Source organism: Nocardioides iriomotensis (assembly GCF_004168035.1).
In the GTDB taxonomy this organism is placed as follows: Bacteria; Actinomycetota; Actinomycetes; order Propionibacteriales; family Nocardioidaceae; genus Nocardioides_B; species Nocardioides_B iriomotensis.
Window position 1 is genome coordinate 89,822 of the sequence record NZ_SDPU01000021.1, and the last position, 14,503, is coordinate 104,324.

General features: G+C 72.2%; 17 protein-coding genes and 2 tRNA genes. 15 read left to right on the forward strand and 4 right to left on the reverse strand.

Going from position 1 to position 14,503, the window contains the following annotated elements; genetic code table 11:
* The first annotated feature begins 50 nt into the window (after nucleotides 1-50).
* The 8 genes from ETU37_RS09750 to ETU37_RS09785 all read left to right on the forward strand — a co-directional run bounded on the left by ETU37_RS09750 (nucleotide 51) and on the right by ETU37_RS09785 (nucleotide 6,373).
* Nucleotides 51-851, forward strand: coding sequence for a fumarylacetoacetate hydrolase family protein (locus ETU37_RS09750; protein ID WP_129987068.1), 801 nt, complete (start codon nucleotides 51-53; stop codon nucleotides 849-851).
* Complete coding sequence (gene gltX, locus ETU37_RS09755; RefSeq protein ID WP_206053837.1) at nucleotides 844-2,346, forward strand: glutamate--tRNA ligase; 1,503 nt, start codon at nucleotides 844-846, stop codon at nucleotides 2,344-2,346. Before ETU37_RS09750 ends, gltX begins: the two co-directional genes overlap by 8 nt.
* A 19-nt stretch (nucleotides 2,347-2,365) precedes the next feature.
* Nucleotides 2,366-3,541, forward strand: a complete 1,176-nt coding sequence (locus tag ETU37_RS09760; protein WP_129987069.1) for a CPBP family intramembrane glutamic endopeptidase — start codon at nucleotides 2,366-2,368, stop codon at nucleotides 3,539-3,541.
* Nucleotides 3,542-3,647: 106 nt separating this feature from the next.
* Nucleotides 3,648-3,719 (forward strand) — tRNA-Gln (locus ETU37_RS09765).
* Between the two features lie 47 nt (nucleotides 3,720-3,766).
* Nucleotides 3,767-3,842 (forward strand) — tRNA-Glu (locus ETU37_RS09770).
* Nucleotides 3,843-4,078: 236 nt separating this feature from the next.
* Nucleotides 4,079-4,267: a hypothetical protein gene (locus ETU37_RS09775; RefSeq protein ID WP_129987070.1), complete on the forward strand. Its 189-nt coding sequence runs from the start codon at nucleotides 4,079-4,081 to the stop codon at nucleotides 4,265-4,267.
* A 62-nt stretch (nucleotides 4,268-4,329) separates the two neighbouring features.
* Entirely contained in the window at nucleotides 4,330-5,847 is a 1,518-nt protein-coding gene (locus ETU37_RS09780; RefSeq protein WP_129987071.1) for a DNA-3-methyladenine glycosylase 2, read from the forward strand.
* A gap of 1 nt (nucleotide 5,848) precedes the next feature.
* Nucleotides 5,849-6,373, forward strand: a complete 525-nt coding sequence (locus tag ETU37_RS09785) for a methylated-DNA--[protein]-cysteine S-methyltransferase (protein ID WP_129987072.1) — start codon at nucleotides 5,849-5,851, stop codon at nucleotides 6,371-6,373.
* Nucleotides 6,374-6,388: 15 nt separating this feature from the next.
* Here the strand turns inward: ETU37_RS09785 and ETU37_RS09790 are convergent, their stop codons facing one another.
* Complete coding sequence (locus tag ETU37_RS09790; RefSeq protein WP_206053838.1) at nucleotides 6,389-7,024, reverse strand: MerR family transcriptional regulator; 636 nt, start codon at nucleotides 7,022-7,024, stop codon at nucleotides 6,389-6,391.
* Between the two features lie 16 nt (nucleotides 7,025-7,040).
* Between ETU37_RS09790 and ETU37_RS09795 the strand changes: the two genes are divergently transcribed.
* On the forward strand, nucleotides 7,041-7,664 hold the full coding sequence (locus ETU37_RS09795) for an SGNH/GDSL hydrolase family protein (RefSeq protein WP_165372474.1): 624 nt from the start codon (nucleotides 7,041-7,043) through the stop codon (nucleotides 7,662-7,664).
* Nucleotides 7,651-8,058 carry a hypothetical protein gene (locus ETU37_RS09800; RefSeq protein WP_129987074.1) on the forward strand — a complete coding sequence of 136 codons (408 nt, stop codon included), beginning with the start codon at nucleotides 7,651-7,653 and terminating at the stop codon, nucleotides 8,056-8,058. Before ETU37_RS09795 ends, ETU37_RS09800 begins: the two co-directional genes overlap by 14 nt.
* 30 nt (nucleotides 8,059-8,088) lie before the next feature.
* On the opposite strand, the gene ETU37_RS09805 is transcribed toward ETU37_RS09800, so the two are convergent.
* Nucleotides 8,089-8,808 (reverse strand): IclR family transcriptional regulator, encoded by a 720-nt coding sequence (locus tag ETU37_RS09805; protein ID WP_129987075.1) that lies wholly within the window; start codon nucleotides 8,806-8,808, stop codon nucleotides 8,089-8,091.
* 90 nt (nucleotides 8,809-8,898) lie between these two features.
* On the opposite strand from ETU37_RS09805, the gene leuC reads away from it, so the two are divergent.
* The 3 genes from leuC to ETU37_RS09820 all read left to right on the forward strand — a co-directional run bounded on the left by leuC (nucleotide 8,899) and on the right by ETU37_RS09820 (nucleotide 11,656).
* Nucleotides 8,899-10,308: a 3-isopropylmalate dehydratase large subunit gene (gene leuC / locus ETU37_RS09810; RefSeq protein ID WP_129987076.1), complete on the forward strand. Its 1,410-nt coding sequence runs from the start codon at nucleotides 8,899-8,901 to the stop codon at nucleotides 10,306-10,308.
* A gap of 32 nt (nucleotides 10,309-10,340) precedes the next feature.
* A complete protein-coding gene (leuD, locus tag ETU37_RS09815; protein ID WP_129987077.1) occupies nucleotides 10,341-10,928 on the forward strand; it encodes a 3-isopropylmalate dehydratase small subunit in 588 nt (195 codons plus the stop codon).
* Nucleotides 10,929-11,086: 158 nt separating this feature from the next.
* Entirely contained in the window at nucleotides 11,087-11,656 is a 570-nt protein-coding gene (locus tag ETU37_RS09820; RefSeq protein ID WP_129987078.1) for an HU family DNA-binding protein, read from the forward strand.
* A 91-nt stretch (nucleotides 11,657-11,747) separates the two neighbouring features.
* Here the strand turns inward: ETU37_RS09820 and ETU37_RS09825 are convergent, their stop codons facing one another.
* Together ETU37_RS09825 and cofC are read right to left on the reverse strand one after the other, a co-directional pair.
* Nucleotides 11,748-11,945, reverse strand: coding sequence for a cold-shock protein (locus ETU37_RS09825; protein WP_129987079.1), 198 nt, complete (start codon nucleotides 11,943-11,945; stop codon nucleotides 11,748-11,750).
* Between the two features lie 29 nt (nucleotides 11,946-11,974).
* Nucleotides 11,975-12,598 (reverse strand): 2-phospho-L-lactate guanylyltransferase, encoded by a 624-nt coding sequence (gene cofC / locus ETU37_RS09830; RefSeq protein ID WP_129987080.1) that lies wholly within the window; start codon nucleotides 12,596-12,598, stop codon nucleotides 11,975-11,977.
* 104 nt (nucleotides 12,599-12,702) lie between these two features.
* Here cofC and ETU37_RS09835 point away from each other — a divergent pair, with 104 nt between their 5' ends.
* The gene (locus ETU37_RS09835; protein WP_240755654.1) at nucleotides 12,703-13,488 is read left to right on the forward strand and encodes a lysophospholipid acyltransferase family protein; all 786 of its coding nucleotides are present in this window, start codon (nucleotides 12,703-12,705) and stop codon (nucleotides 13,486-13,488) included.
* Entirely contained in the window at nucleotides 13,488-14,489 is a 1,002-nt protein-coding gene (locus tag ETU37_RS09840; protein WP_129987081.1) for an NAD(P)H-dependent glycerol-3-phosphate dehydrogenase, read from the forward strand. The genes ETU37_RS09835 and ETU37_RS09840 overlap by 1 nt, the downstream gene beginning before the upstream one ends.
* The last annotated feature ends 14 nt before the right edge of the window (nucleotides 14,490-14,503 follow it).

A 14,503-nucleotide genomic window follows, 5' to 3' on the forward strand; every position in this document is an offset into this window, starting at 1 on the left:
GCACGAGGGTAGATGCGTCCCGGCACGTGACCCGCCGGTAGGCTCGGGGAGTGCGTATCGCGAGATTCACGACCGGAGAAGACCCCCAGTACGGCGTGGTCACCGGCGATGTCGACGAGCTCGGCATCCCGGCTGACGACACGACGGTGGTCGCCCTGGCGGGCGACCCCCTGTACGTCGGGGTCCAGCTGACCGACCAGCAGTTCAAGCTCGAGGAGGTCCGCCTGCTCGCGCCGGTCCTGCCGCGCAGCAAGGTCGTCGGCATCGGCCGCAACTACGCTGCGCACGCCGCCGAGATGGGCAACGACGTGCCCGACGAGCCGATGATGTTCATCAAGCCCAACACCTCGGTGATCGGCCCCGGCGACCCGATCTTCTACCCCCGCCAGTCGCAGGAGGTGCACTTCGAGGGCGAGCTCTGCGTCGTCATCGGCCGCATCTGCCGCGACGTCGCGCCCGAGCGCGTCGGCGAGGTCATCTACGGCTACACCGTCGGCAACGACGTGACCGCGCGCGACCTGCAGCGCAAGGACGGCCAGTTCACCCGCGGCAAGGGCTTCGACTCCTTCTGCCCGATCGGGCCCTGGATCGAGACCGAGCTCGACACGACGAACCTGCGGGTCACCACGCACCTCAACGGTGACGTGAAGCAGGACGGCACGACCAAGGACCTGATCTTCGACGTGCCCACCCTGGTGTCGTTCGTCTCCTCCGTGATGACGCTGCTGCCCGGCGACGTCATCATGACCGGCACCCCCGACGGCGTCGGCCCGATGAACGTCGGTGACGAGGTCGAGGTCTCCGTCGCCGGCATCGGCTCCCTGACCAACAAGGTGGTCTCCCGTGACTGACAGCGTGGGCAGCAACCGCGGCAACGTCCGCGTCCGGATGGCGCCCTCCCCGACAGGCAGCCCGCACGTCGGGCTGGTGCGCACCGCGCTCTACAACTGGGCGTTCGCGCGCCACCACGGCGGCACGTTCGTGTTCCGCATCGAGGACACCGACGCCGCGCGCAACACCCAGGAGTCGTACGACGCGCTGCTCGACCTGTTCCGGTGGCTCGGCCTCGAGTGGGACGAAGGCCCCGAGGTCGGCGGCGACTACGCGCCGTACCGCCAGAGCGAGCGGTTCGACATCTACGCCGACGTCGCCGACAAGCTCCGCGCGTCCGGTTACGCCTACCCCTGCTACTGCTCGGCCGACGAGCTCGAGCAGCGCAACGAGAAGGCCAAGGCCGAGGGTCGCACGCCCGGCTACGACGGCCACTGCCGCGCGCTGAGCGACGAGCAGGTCGCGGCCTACGAGGCCGAGGGCCGCAAGCCCACGCTGCGGTTCCGGATGCCCGGCGAGCCGATCACGTTCACCGACCTGGTGCGCGGCGAGATCACGTTCCAGCCCGAGCACGTGCCCGACTACGTCCTCGTGCGCGGCAACGGCCACCCGCTCTACACCCTGGTGGCGCCGGTCGACGACGTGCTGATGGACATCACCCACGTGCTGCGCGGCGAGGACCTGCTCTCGTCGACGCCGCGACAGATCGCGCTGCACCGCGCGCTCGCCGACATCGGCGTCGGGCACGGCGTCATGCCGCAGTTCGGCCACCTGCCCTACGTCATGGGCCAGGGCAACAAGAAGCTCTCCAAGCGCGACCCCGAGGCCAACGCACTCGGCTACCGCGAGGCCGGTTTCCTGCCCGAGGGCCTGCTCAACTACATCGCCCTGCTCGGCTGGGCGATCGCCGACGACCGCGACGTGTTCACGGTCGACGAGATGGTGCAGGCCTTCGACATCGGCCGCGTCAACCCCAACCCGGCGCGCTTCGACCTCAAGAAGTGCGAGGCCATCAACGCCTCCCACATGCGTCTGCTGACCGTCGAGGAGCTCACCGAGCGGCTGCTGCCCTACCTGCGGGACGCCGAGCTCGTCGCCGACCCGCCGACCGACGAGCAGCGCCGCATCCTCGACGGGGCCGTGCCGCTCGTCCACGAGCGCATCGGCAAGCTCACCGAGGGCGTCACGATGCTGGGCTTCCTGCTCGTCGACGAGGCCGACTTCACCCGCGACCCCGCCGACGTCGAGAAGCTGCTCGATGCCGACGGCCGCGGGGTCGTGAAGGCCGCCCACGACGCACTCGCGGGCCTCGACAGCTGGACCACCGAGGCGATCGACGAGGCGCTGCGCACAGCGCTGGTCGAGGAGCTCGGCCTCAAGCCGCGCAACGCGTTCGGTCCGGTCCGGGTGGCCCTCACCGGGCGCCGGGTCTCGCCGCCGCTGTTCGAGTCGCTCGAGCTGCTCGGCCGCGAGCGCTCGCTCGGCCGGCTGGCGAGCGCGCAGGAAACCGCCTAGGACGACGGGGGACACGGGGATGACCGACGACCAGCAGCAGCCCGGCAGCCGGCCCGCGGAGGGCTGGGCACCGCCGCGTCCCCCCGCGCCACGCTTCCCTCCGCCGGCGTACGGCGCCGTCCCGGCCGCCTACCCCGCCCCGTCGAGCCACGCGGCGGCGGCCTGGGGAGCGCCGACGGCGGTACGCCAGGCCTACCCGGCCTTCCCGCACCCCGAGCCGACGCCGTACCACCAGATGCTGCGCACCTGGACCTACCGCTGGTGGCGGCCGCTGGTCGGGCTCGCCGTGCTCGCCGGCGGCTTCCTGCTCACCCAGGTGCTGGCCGCGATCGCGATCATCGTGCTCGCGGTCTCGGGACCCGGCGACATGTTCGACAACCTCACGTCGCTGGCCAACCTCGAGGACATCGGCCCGGCCTTCCTGCTGCTGCTCAACCTCTCGCTCGGCGCGATGATCCTGGTCTCCTGGCTGGCCATCCGCGTCGCGCACCGGATGCGACCGCGCTGGCTGACCTCGGTCGCACCCAAGATGCGCTGGGGGTTCTTCTGGGCCTGCGTCGGCATCTCGGTGATCGCGCTCGCCGCGCAGCTCGCCGTCAGCATGGTGGTGCCCGCCGGCGGCGACGCGTCGCTGGGCACCGAGCTCAACGACTTCACCGCGCAGACCGTCGGCCTCGCGCTGATCGTCCTGTTCACCACGCCGTTCCAGGCCGCGGGGGAGGAGTACCTCTTCCGCGGCTACCTGATGCAGGCCGCCGGATCGCTGCTGAAGTTCAACACCTCTCGCGCGGCGGAGATCGTCTCCAAGTGGGGTGCGATCCTGCTGACGTCGCTGCTCTTCGCGGCCGCCCACGGCGCGCAGAACTTCCCGCTGTTCTTCGACCGGTTCTCGTTCGGGTTCATCGCCGGCTGGCTGATCATCCGCACCGGCGGCCTCGAGGCCGGCATCGCGATGCACATCCTGAACAACTTCTTCGCCCTCGGCGCGGCCCTGCTCTTCGGCGACATCGGGTCCAGCCTCAACGTCTCCGAGGCGTCGTGGTGGAACATCCCGATCACGCTCACGCAGGCCGGTGTCTACACCGTCCTCGTGGTGCTGCTGGCCAACCGGCTGGGTGTGCAGACCCACACCCGACCGCCCGCCGAGCCACCCGCGACGCCGGACGCATCGGCCTCGACACCCGTGCCCGCGTGAGCCCGCTCACGCCCACCGGGTGAGCGGGCGTGCGAGGTCTGCCCGTTTTGGTCAGCACCGACCCGCACGTGTATTCTCGTCCGGGCTTCGCAAGGAGCGCATCCCATGGGGTATGGGGTAATTGGCAGCCCGACTGGTTCTGGTCCAGTTAGTCTAGGTTCGAGTCCTAGTACCCCAGCGATTTGGCCGAATCACTAGCACCCGCTAGAGTTTCGACCGCTTCAGGCCCCCGTTGTGTAGTGGCCTAGCACGCCGCCCTCTCAAGGCGGTAGCGCGGGTTCGAATCCCGTCGGGGGTACCAAACGACAGGCCCCAGCCCTCCGGGCTGGGGCCTGTTGCGTGCCGGCACGCCGCACTCTGCTCCATGGCGATATCGCGGGTTCGAATCCCGTCGGGGGTACAGACGACAGGCCCCAGCCCTCCGGGCTGGGGCCTGTTGCGTTCCCGACGAGACCCGACGAGACCCGTGCGTTCCCTCGTGAGACCCACCCGCTCCGGGTGATGCCGGCGCTGCCGGTGCGGGCGGGGAGTGGTGGCATGACACAGAGCAGTGGTGTCCACCGGGTGACCGAGGCGCTGGCCGACGCGACGGGAAGGTCGGACGACGAGGTGCGCCTGGCGCTGACCGTCGCGGTCGCCGTGGTGGGCCTGCGCGTGAGCCTCCGGGTCGTGGAGTTCCTCGGCAACGTCGGCGTCAACGCCTTCAAGAACGTCGCGACCAGGTGACCCTGACGGTCGTGTCCGATTCCCGCCAGTAAACGTCGGTGGGGTGGGCCAGGATGGTGCCCATGGACATCGAGGACACCGAGGCCTGCTACCGGGCGGTGAAGAGCCGCGACCGCCGGTTCGACGGCGTCTTCTACACCGCGGTCACGTCCACCGGCATCTACTGCCGGCCGTCGTGCCCGGCGATCACGCCGCAGCGCCGCAACGTCCGCTTCTACCGCACCGCGGCCGCGGCCCAGGCAGCCGGCTTCCGGGCCTGCAAGCGCTGCCTGCCCGACGCGACCCCGGGCTCGCCCGACTGGGACGTCGCCGCCGACGTCGCCGGTCGCGCGATGCGCCTCATCTCCGACGGCGTCGTCGAGCGCGACGGCGTGGAGGGGCTGGCTCATCGAGTCGGCTACACCGCGCGCCACCTGGGCCGGATCCTCACCGCCGAGCTCGGCGCCGGTCCGCTCGCCCTGGCGCGAGCCAAGCGGGCGCAGACCGCGCGGGTGCTGGTCGAGACGACGTCGATGCCGTTCGCCGACGTGGCGTTCGCCGCGGGCTTCGCGAGCGTGCGGCAGTTCAACGACACGGTCCGTGAGGTGTACGCCGCCACGCCCACCGAGCTGCGCGCCCGGCGCCGCGGGCGGCGGGACCCGGCGACGACCGGGAGCGGCGACCTCGAGCTGCGGCTCGCCGTGCGGGCGCCGTACGCCGCCCGCGAGATGCTGGCGTTCACCGTCGCCCACGCCGTCGCGGGGATCGAGACCTGGGGCCCGGGCTGGTACGCCCGGACGCTCCGGCTCCCGCACGGCGCCGGGCGGGTGGTGCTCGAGCTCGACGACGGTCCGGACGGCGTCACCGAGCGTGGGCACGTCCGCTGCCGGCTCCGCGTCGACGACCTGCGCGACGTCGCCGCCGCCGTCGAGCGGTGCCGCCGGCTGCTCGACGCCGACGCCGACCCGCTGACGGTCGAGGACGCCCTCTCCGACGACCCGCTGCTCGCGCGGCTGGTCCGGGCCCGCCCCGGGCTGCGGGTGCCGGGGCACGTCGACGGCGACGAGGTGGCGATCCGCACCGTCATCGGCCAGCAGGTCTCGGTCGCCGCCGCCAACACCGTCACCGGCCGGCTCGTCGCCCAGCTCGGTGAGCCCTACGGCGACGCGGGGGAGCGACTCTTCCCCACCGCCGGGGTCGTGGCCGCCCACGACCCCGAGTCGCTGCCGATGCCGCGTGCGCGCGGGCGGGCGCTGGTCGGCCTGTGTCGCTCCCTCGCGGACGGCGACGTACCCCTCGACCGGAGCCTCGACCGTGCCGAGGTCCGCACCCGGCTGCTCGCCCTGCCCGGCATCGGGCCGTGGACGGCCGACTACATCGCGCTCCGCGCGCTCGGCCATCCCGACGTGTTCCTGCCCACCGACATCGGCGTGCGCAACGCCCTCCGCGGCCTCGACGCCGGACTCGACGCCCAGCCCGCGCTCACCGCTCGGTCCGCGACGTGGGCGCCCTGGCGCTCCTACGCCCTCCTGCACCTCTGGTCGTCGCTCGACGTGCTGAGCCCCGACCTCGTTCTAGGCTCTCGCACGAAGGAGAACTGACATGTGGACCTCCGTCGACTCGCCCGTCGGCCCGCTCAAGGTCGTCGCCCACCAGGGTGCCGTCACCGCGATCGAGTTCTCGGGCGCCCCCGGACCCGGCGTCTCGCCGTACACCTCCGCCGCCCGCGCGGCCGCGGTCTCCGCCCACCGACCCGTCGGTGACCGCGTCGACGACGACGCGCTGCTCGTCGAGACGGCGCGCCAGCTGGCGGCGTACTTCGCCCGCGACCTCAAGGAGTTCGACCTCCCGCTGCGGCCCGACGGCTCCGACTTCCAGAAGCGGGTGTGGGAGCAGCTCACGCTGATCGGGTACGGCGAGACCGCGTCGTACGGCGAGATCGCCCACCGCCTCGGCATGACCAACGCGGCCTCGCGGGCGGTCGGCCTGGCCAACGGGCGGAACCCGATCCCGATCGTCATCCCGTGCCACCGGGTGGTCGGCGCCAACGGCACGCTGACCGGCTACGCCGGCGGGCTGGAGCGCAAGCAGCTCCTGCTCGAGCTCGAGCAGGACGCCCTGTTCTAGGACGTCCGCCCGGGCTCAGCCGAGCCGCGCCGACGCGTCCTCCTGCGCCATCCGGCGCAGGAGGAGCAGCACGGGCTCGAGCAGCAGCGTGCCGACGACGGCGTGCTCCGCGCCGGCGACCCGGTCCTCGCGCCCGACCGCGGCGATGTCGCGCTCGGCCACCGCCTGGGCCGCGTCGGCGTAGTCGTCGAGCAGTGCGTCGTCGGCCGGCCGGTCGAGGCCGCTCAGCGCGTCCAGCGCCCGGGCGAGCGCGAGCGCGTGCGGGTTGGGCTCGTAGAGGTGCCAGCCGCGCCGCTCCACCAGCGCCGCCACCTGCGCGACGGCCCCGGGGGAGGGCTCGGCGCCGGGACCGGTCAGCCGGTGGTGGACGCTGCCCATCGCGTCGTGGAACGACCGGTCCTCGTCGTCGACCGCGGCGAGCACCGCCCGCACCGCCTCCAGCCGCAGGCCGGCCACCTCGGTCAGCGCGCGCACCAGGCGCAACCGCCGCACGTGCTCCTCGCCGTAGCGGGCCCGGGTCGCCCCCGTCGCCTCGCCGGCCGGCAGCAGCCCCTCGCGCAGGTAGTACTTCACGGTCGCGACGGGCAGGCCGCTCGCCGCGGCGAGCTCGGACATCCACATGCCGCCCATCTTGACATTGGAGAGTCGCACTATCCAATATTGGAGAGTGGAACTATCCAACGAGCTCCTGGTCGTCGGGCTCGGCGACTCCGTCACGGCCGGCGACGGCCTGCGCGGCCCGGAGGAGACGGTCACCGCCCGGCTGGCCGCGCGTCTCGGTGCGACCTGGGTCGTGCGGGCCCGGTCGGGCCTGACCTCGCGCGGGATCGCCCGGCTGCTCGACCGCGCGGTCGCGGCCGACGACGTGGCCGCGGCCGACGTGGTCGTGGTGTCGGTCGGCGTCAACGACCTGACCCGGCTCACGCCGCTGCCGCTCTGGCGCCGCGACCTCGGCGCGCTGCTCGCCCGTGTCACCGCGCTCTCGTCGGGCCGGGTCGTGCTGCTCGGCATGCCGCCGGTGCGCGCGTTCCCGCGGCTGCCGCGGCCGGTCGCGGCCGTCCTCGGCGCGCGGGCCGTCCGGATGGACCGGGTCGGGAGGGACGTCGCCCGCCGGTACGGCGTGCTCCACCTGCCCCTCCCGGCGCGGCTGCTCGAGCCCGAGGGCGCGTTCGCCGCCGACGGCTTCCACCCCTCGGCGCGCTCGCACGACGTGCTGGCGCAGCTGGTCGCCGACCTGCTCGCCGATCCGGCCGACCGCCGTACGAGAGGAGACGCTGATGCTGTCCGATGAGTCCCGCGTCCTCGCCGGGATCCTGCTGCTCGCGCTGGTCACCGTCGAGACCGGTGGCATGTACATGGTCAAGCTGGTGCGCGGCTCGGCGCCCGCGACGCCGTTCCAGCTCGCGTTCGCACGCGCCGGCCACGCGCACGCCGGGGTGCTGCTGATCCTGGCGCTGCTCTGCCAGGTGCTCGCCGACAGCACGGAGCAGGCCGGCCTCCTCGACTGGCTGTCGCGCGCCGGGGTCGCGGTGGCCGCACTGCTGATGCCCGGCGGCTTCTTCTTCTCGTCGATGGGCGCCGGTCGGGAGCGGCCCAACGGGCTCATCGCGCTGGTGTTCGCGGGCGCGGCGGTGCTCGCGGCGTCGCTGGTCAGCCTCGGCGTCGGCCTGCTGACCGCGGGCTGACCGCTCGGCGCTGCGCGGCGCTGCTCGGGGCTACTCGGCGGCGCGGCGCAGCGACTCGGAGAGCCGCTCGGCCGCGGCGAGCACCGCGGGTGCGTGCATCCGGCCGGGCTGGCGCGAGAGCCGCTCGAGCGGGCCCGACACCGACACGGCAGCGATGATCTTGCCGCTGGGGGAGCGGACCGGCGCCGACACGGACGCGACGCCCTGCTCGCGCTCGCCGACGGACTGCGCCCAGCCGCGCCGGCGGATGCCGGAGAGCGCGGTCGCGGAGAAGGCGGCGTTCTGCAGGCCGCGGTGCATGCGCTCGGGGTCCTCCCAGGCCAGCAGCACCTGCGCGGCCGACCCGGCGCGCATGGTCAGCTGCGACCCGACCGGGATCGTGTCGCGGAGCCCGGACGGACGCTCGGCGGCGGCGACGCAGACGCGGTACTCGCCCTGGCGGCGCCACAGCTGCGCGGACTCGCCCGTGATGTCACGGAGCCGGGCGAGGACGGGTCCGGCCGCGGCGAGCAGCCGGTCCTCGCCGGCGGCCGCGGACAGCTCGGCCAGGCGCGGCCCGAGCACGAAGCGGCCCTGCATGTCGCGGGCCACGAGACGGTGGTGCTCCAGCGCGACCGCCAGACGGTGAGCCGTCGGACGAGCCAGGCCGGTGCCGGCGACGAGGCCGGCCAGGGTGGCCGGTCCGGACTCGAGCGCCGAGAGAACGAGGGCGGCCTTGTCCAGGACGCCGACTCCGCTGGAATTGTCCATATGCTGATAATGCCGTCTCGGAATCTGGATCGCAAGTCACGGTCGGTGTCACGATGAGTCGGATGGACCAGCTGACGAAGGAGCGCGGTGATGGGCAGGACCCTGTCGGAGAAGGTGTGGGACGAGCACGTCGTCCGGACGGCGGAGGGTGAGCCCGACCTCCTGTACGTCGACCTCCACCTCATCCACGAGGTCACCTCGCCCCAGGCGTTCGAGGGGCTCCGCCTCGCGGGCCGCCGGGTGCGCCGTCCCGACCTGACCCTGGCGACCGAGGACCACAACGTCCCGACCCTCGACGTCGACAAGCCGATCGCCGACCCGGTCTCGCGCACCCAGGTCGAGACGCTGCGCAAGAACGCCGCGGAGTTCGGCGTCCGGCTGCACCCGCTCGGCGACGTCGAGCAGGGCATCGTGCACGTCGTCGGCCCGCAGCTCGGCCTGACCCAGCCCGGCATGACGATCGTGTGCGGCGACTCGCACACCTCGACGCACGGTGCGTTCGGCGCGATCGCGTTCGGCATCGGTACGTCGGAGGTGGAGCACGTGCTCGCCACCCAGACGCTGCCGCAGGCCCGGCCGAGGACGATGGCCGTCACGGTCAACGGATCGCTGCCGGCGGGTGTCACGGCCAAGGACCTCGTGCTGACGCTGATCGCGCACACCGGCACCGGCGGCGGCCAGGGCTACATCGTGGAGTACCGCGGCCAGGCCATCGAGGAGCTCTCGATGGAGGCCCGGATGACGATCTGCAACATGTCGATCGAGTGGGGCGCCAAGGCCGGCATGATCGCGCCCGACCAGACGACGTTCGACTACATCGAGGGCCGTCCCGAGGCGCCGAAGGGCGAGGCGTGGGACGCCGCCGTCGAGCACTGGAAGTCCCTGCGCACCGACGACGACGCGACGTTCGACCGCGAGATCGTGCTCGACGCGTCGACGATGACGCCGTTCGTCACCTGGGGCACCAACCCCGGCCAGGGCGTCCCGCTCGGTGCGGCCGTGCCCGGTCCCGCCGACTTCGAGGACGAGGGCGACAAGGTCGCGGCCGAGAAGGCCCTGGAGTACATGGGTCTCGACGCCGGCACGCCGATGCGCGACATCCAGGTGGACACCGTCTTCGTCGGCTCGTGCACCAACGGCCGGATCGAGGACCTGCGTGCCGCGGCCGAGGTGATCAAGGGCCGCCACGTCGCCGACGGCACCCGCCTGCTCGTCGTCCCGGGATCGGTGCGGGTCCGGCTGCAGGCCGAGGACGAGGGCCTCGACGTGGTGTTCAAGGAGGCCGGCGGCGAGTGGCGCGGAGCCGGCTGCTCCATGTGCCTGGGCATGAACCCCGACCAGCTCGCGCCGCAGGAGCGCAGCGCGTCGACGTCCAACCGCAACTTCGAGGGCCGGCAGGGCAAGGGCGGGCGCACCCACCTGGTGTCGCCGCTCGTCGCGGCAGCGACCGCCGTCACCGGCACGCTCGCCTCGCCCGACGACCTGCCGCCGCTGGCCTGACCCGACCGACGTACCGAGGAGCACCAACGGACATGGAGAAGTTCACCCGCCACGTCGGCACCGGACTGCCGCTGCGACGCAGCAACGTCGACACCGACCAGATCATCCCGGCCGTGTACCTCAAGCGGGTCACGCGCACCGGCTTCGAGGACGGGCTGTTCGGCGCCTGGCGCAACGACCCGGAGTTCGTGCTCAACCGACCCGAGCACCAGGGCGTCTCCGTGCTGGTCGCGGGTCCCGACTTCGGCACCGGCTCGTCGCGCGAGCACGCGGTGTGGGCGCTGATGGACTACGGCTTCAAGGTCGTGATCTCCAGCCGCTTCGCCGACATCTTCCGCGGCAACTCCGGCAAGGCCGGGCTCGTCGCGGCCCAGGTGACGCAGGACGTCGTCGAGCAGCTGTGGAAGCAGATCGAGGCCGACCCGACCACGGAGATCGTGGTCGACCTGGAGGCCCGCACCATCCAGGCCGCTGCCATCACGGCGCCGTTCCAGATCGACGACTACACGCGCTGGCGGCTGCTCGAGGGGCTCGACGACATCGGCATCACGCTCTCCCACGAGGCCGACATCGACGTGTTCGAGTCGACGCGACCGGACTGGAAGCCCGCCACGCTCTGAGGGCCTGACCCTCCAGAAGCGGCCGAAACCGCAAGTTTTCCTCGACACACAAGGGAAAACGCGTGTTTGGTCGTTGTTCGACGCCGCTGTTGTGCTTAGCGTTCCCGTTAGACGTCGAGCATGGGGCTCGACCCCCCACGTTCACGAAAGGGAAGCAAGTGAACAAGAGTCAGCTGATCGACACCCTCGCCGCGCGGTTCGAGGGCAACCGCAAGCAGGCCGCCCACGCGCTGGAGTCGGTCATCGACACCATCACGCGTGAGGTCGCCAAGGGCGAGAAGGTCGCCATCACCGGCTTCGGTTCCTTCGAGAAGCGCGTCCGCGACGCGCGCTGGGTGCGCAACCCCCGCACGGGCGAGCGCATCAAGGCGAAGAAGACCGCGATCCCGAAGTTCTCCGCGGGTGCCGACCTCAAGGCGGTCGTCTCCGGGGCGAAGAAGCTGCCGAAGCTCACGCTCGCCACCGCGGCCAGCACCGCCAAGAAGGCGGCTCCGGCCAAGAAGACGGCGACGAAGGCGGCGCCGGCGGCGAAGAAGACCACCGCGAAGAAGGCGGCTCCGGCCAAGAAGACCGCGGCGAAGAAGACCACCGCGGCGAAGAAGACCACGGCCACGAAGGCGGCTCCCGCCAAGAAGGCGGCAGCGAAGAAGGCCCCGGCGAAGAAGGCTCCGGCGAAGAAGGCTCCGGCCAAGAAGACCACGGCGAAGAAGACCGCGAAGAAGGCTTGACCCGCCCGGTCACCCAGCAGCACGACGACGGGCCGTCCCTCCGGGGGCGGCCCGTCGCTCTGTCTTCCGCGTTGAGGAACGCGCTGTCCGGCTACGCCAGCGTGAGGATCTGCAGGCTGGTCACGGCACCGGCGTCGTCGCGCTCGATGCGCACGCGCTGCCCGGGGCGGAGCATCCGCAGCCCGGTGCCGTCCAGCGCCGAGGGCGGGAACGGCAGCTCGAGCCCGTCGTCGAGCAGCACGTCGCCGTCGCGTGTCTCGTGGTCGAAGCGGGAGACCGTGGCCTGCATGCGCCGAGCGTAGCCGTCGCCGGCAGCCCTCAGAACAGCTCGGCGGTGACGTACGACGTGCGCGGGCCGATACCGAGCCGCAGGGCGGCGGCGAGGTCGCGCGGGGTGTCGACGTCGCGCCGCACGCTGTCGATGTCGTCGACCCCGACCTCGACGGCGCCGTGGTCGAGGTGCACCAGGCGAGACCCGGGGCCGAAGCCCGGCCGGAAGTCGGGGCGCGCGGCCGCCGAGAGCAGCGTCGTGCCGATGCCGTCGGCGTCCGCGACGAACGCCAGGTCGTGCGGCAGCGTCGCCGCCAGCGCCCGGTCGAGCTCGGCCGGACGAAGCGCCGGCAGGTCCGCGCAGATCGCCGCCGGGCGAAGGCCCGGAGCCCGCCGTACCAGCTCGGCGACGGCCTGCAGCAGCGAGGCGTTGAGGTCGTCGACCGCGACGTCCGGCATCACCTCGGCCCCCAGGTCGCGGAGCTCGGCCGCCAGCCGGTGGTCGTCGGTGACGGCGAGGACGACGTCGACGGACGAGGACGCCAGGGCCGCGGCGACGGTGTCGGCGGCGAACGCGGCGGCCAGCTCCTGGCGGACGTCCTCGCCCAGCCCGCCGAGCCGCGACTTGGCGATCTTCGGCGGCTTGACGGGGACGACGACACCGAAGCGCACCACGCGATCCTGTCAGGTGCACGCGGGTGCGCGCGTGGGGCCTCCCGGCGAGTAACCTCAGCCCGAACGGTCGCTCGTCACACCGGAAGGAAGCAGGGTCCGCGTTGTCCTACCCCCGCAAGCTCCAGGAGCGGCGCGGTCTCGCGTTCGGCTTCTGCGTGGCGCTGGTCGAGCCGCTGCTCCGGCTGATCACCCGGCAACGCTGGATCGACGGGATGAAGATCCCTGCCCGGGGCGGCTGTGTCGTGGCGAGCAACCACGTGTCGCACATCGACCCGTTCACGTTCGCGCACTTCCTCTACGGCCACGGCCGGCTGGTCCGGTTCCTGGCCAAGGCCGAGGTGTTCGACATCCCGGTCCTCGGCAGGCTGATCCGGGCGACCGGCCAGATCCCTGTCTACCGGCTGACCACCGACGCACAGAAGGCGTTCAACGCGGCGGTCGAGGCGGTCCAGGACGGCAAGTGCGTCGTGGTCTATCCCGAGGGGACTATCACCCGCGAGCCCGACCTGTGGCCGATGACCGGCAAGACCGGTGCGGCGCGGATCGCCCTCACCGCCGGCGTCGACGTGATCCCGGTCGCCCAGTGGGGGCCGCAGGACGTGCTGGCGCCGTACGCGAAGAAGCCGCGGCTGTTCCCCCGCAAGACGATCACAGTGAAGGCCGGTGACCCGGTCGACCTCGACGACCTGCGCGGCCAGAAGCTGACCCCCGACGTGCTGCGCCGGGCCACCGACCGGATCCTCGACGCGATCACCAAGGAGCTCGAGGACATCCGCGGCGAGAAGGCGCCCGCCGAGCGGTTCGACCCGCGCAGGCGCGGTGTGCGGGAGATCGGCAACCCCAACGACCCGGCCAAGCGGCGTTCGCGCCGGAACGGAGAGCGCTGATGACCAAGGTCGCCGTGATGGGCTCGGGCTCGTGGGGTACGGCGTTCTCCATCGTGCTCGCCGACGCCGGCAACGACGTCACGCTCTGGGCCCGACGTGAGGATCTCTGCGCGACGATCAACGACAAGCACGAGAACACCGACTACCTGCCGGGCGTCGAGCTGCCGGAGTCGATCCGCGCCACGCACGACCCGGCGGAGGCGCTGGCCGGCGCCGAGGGTGTGTTCTTCGTGGTGCCGTCGCAGACGTTCCGCGAGAACCTCCGCGACTGGGTCGACCTGATCCCGCCCGACGCGCTGCTGGTGTCGCTGATGAAGGGTGTCGAGCTCGGCTCGCTCAAGCGGATGAGCGAGGTCATCGTCGAGGAGACCGGCGCCGACCTCGCCCGGGTCGGTGTGGTCAGCGGCCCCAACCTCGCCAAGGAGATCGCGATGCGCGAGCCGGCGGCGAGCGTGGTCGCCTGCGGCGACGAGCACAACGTCACGCGGCTGCGGGCGATGTGCCACTCGTCGACGTTCCGGCCGTACTCCAGCACCGACGTGATCGGCTGCGAGCTCGGGGGTGCCTACAAGAACGTCATCGGTCTCGCGGTCGGCATGGCCGTCGGGCTCGGCTTCGGCGACAACACGACCGCGTCGGTGATCACCCGGGGTCTCGCCGAGACCGCCCGGTTGTCGGAGCAGTTCGGCGCCGACCCGATGACGCTGATGGGGCTGGCCGGTCTCGGCGACCTCGTCGCCACCTGCTCGTCACCGCTGTCGCGCAACCGGACGTTCGGCGAGAAGCTCGGCCAGGGCATGACGACCGCGGAGATCACCGCGTCGACGCGGCAGGTCGCCGAGGGCGTGAAGTCGTGCTCGTCGCTGCTCGACCTGGCCCGCAGCGTGGACGTGTACGCCCCGATCGTCGAGGCCGTGCACGCCGTCGTCGAGGGCGAGATGACGGCGGCCGAGATGCTGACCGCGCTGATCAGCAAGGAAGCCAAGCACGAGCGCGACTGAGGCACGTGCCCGCG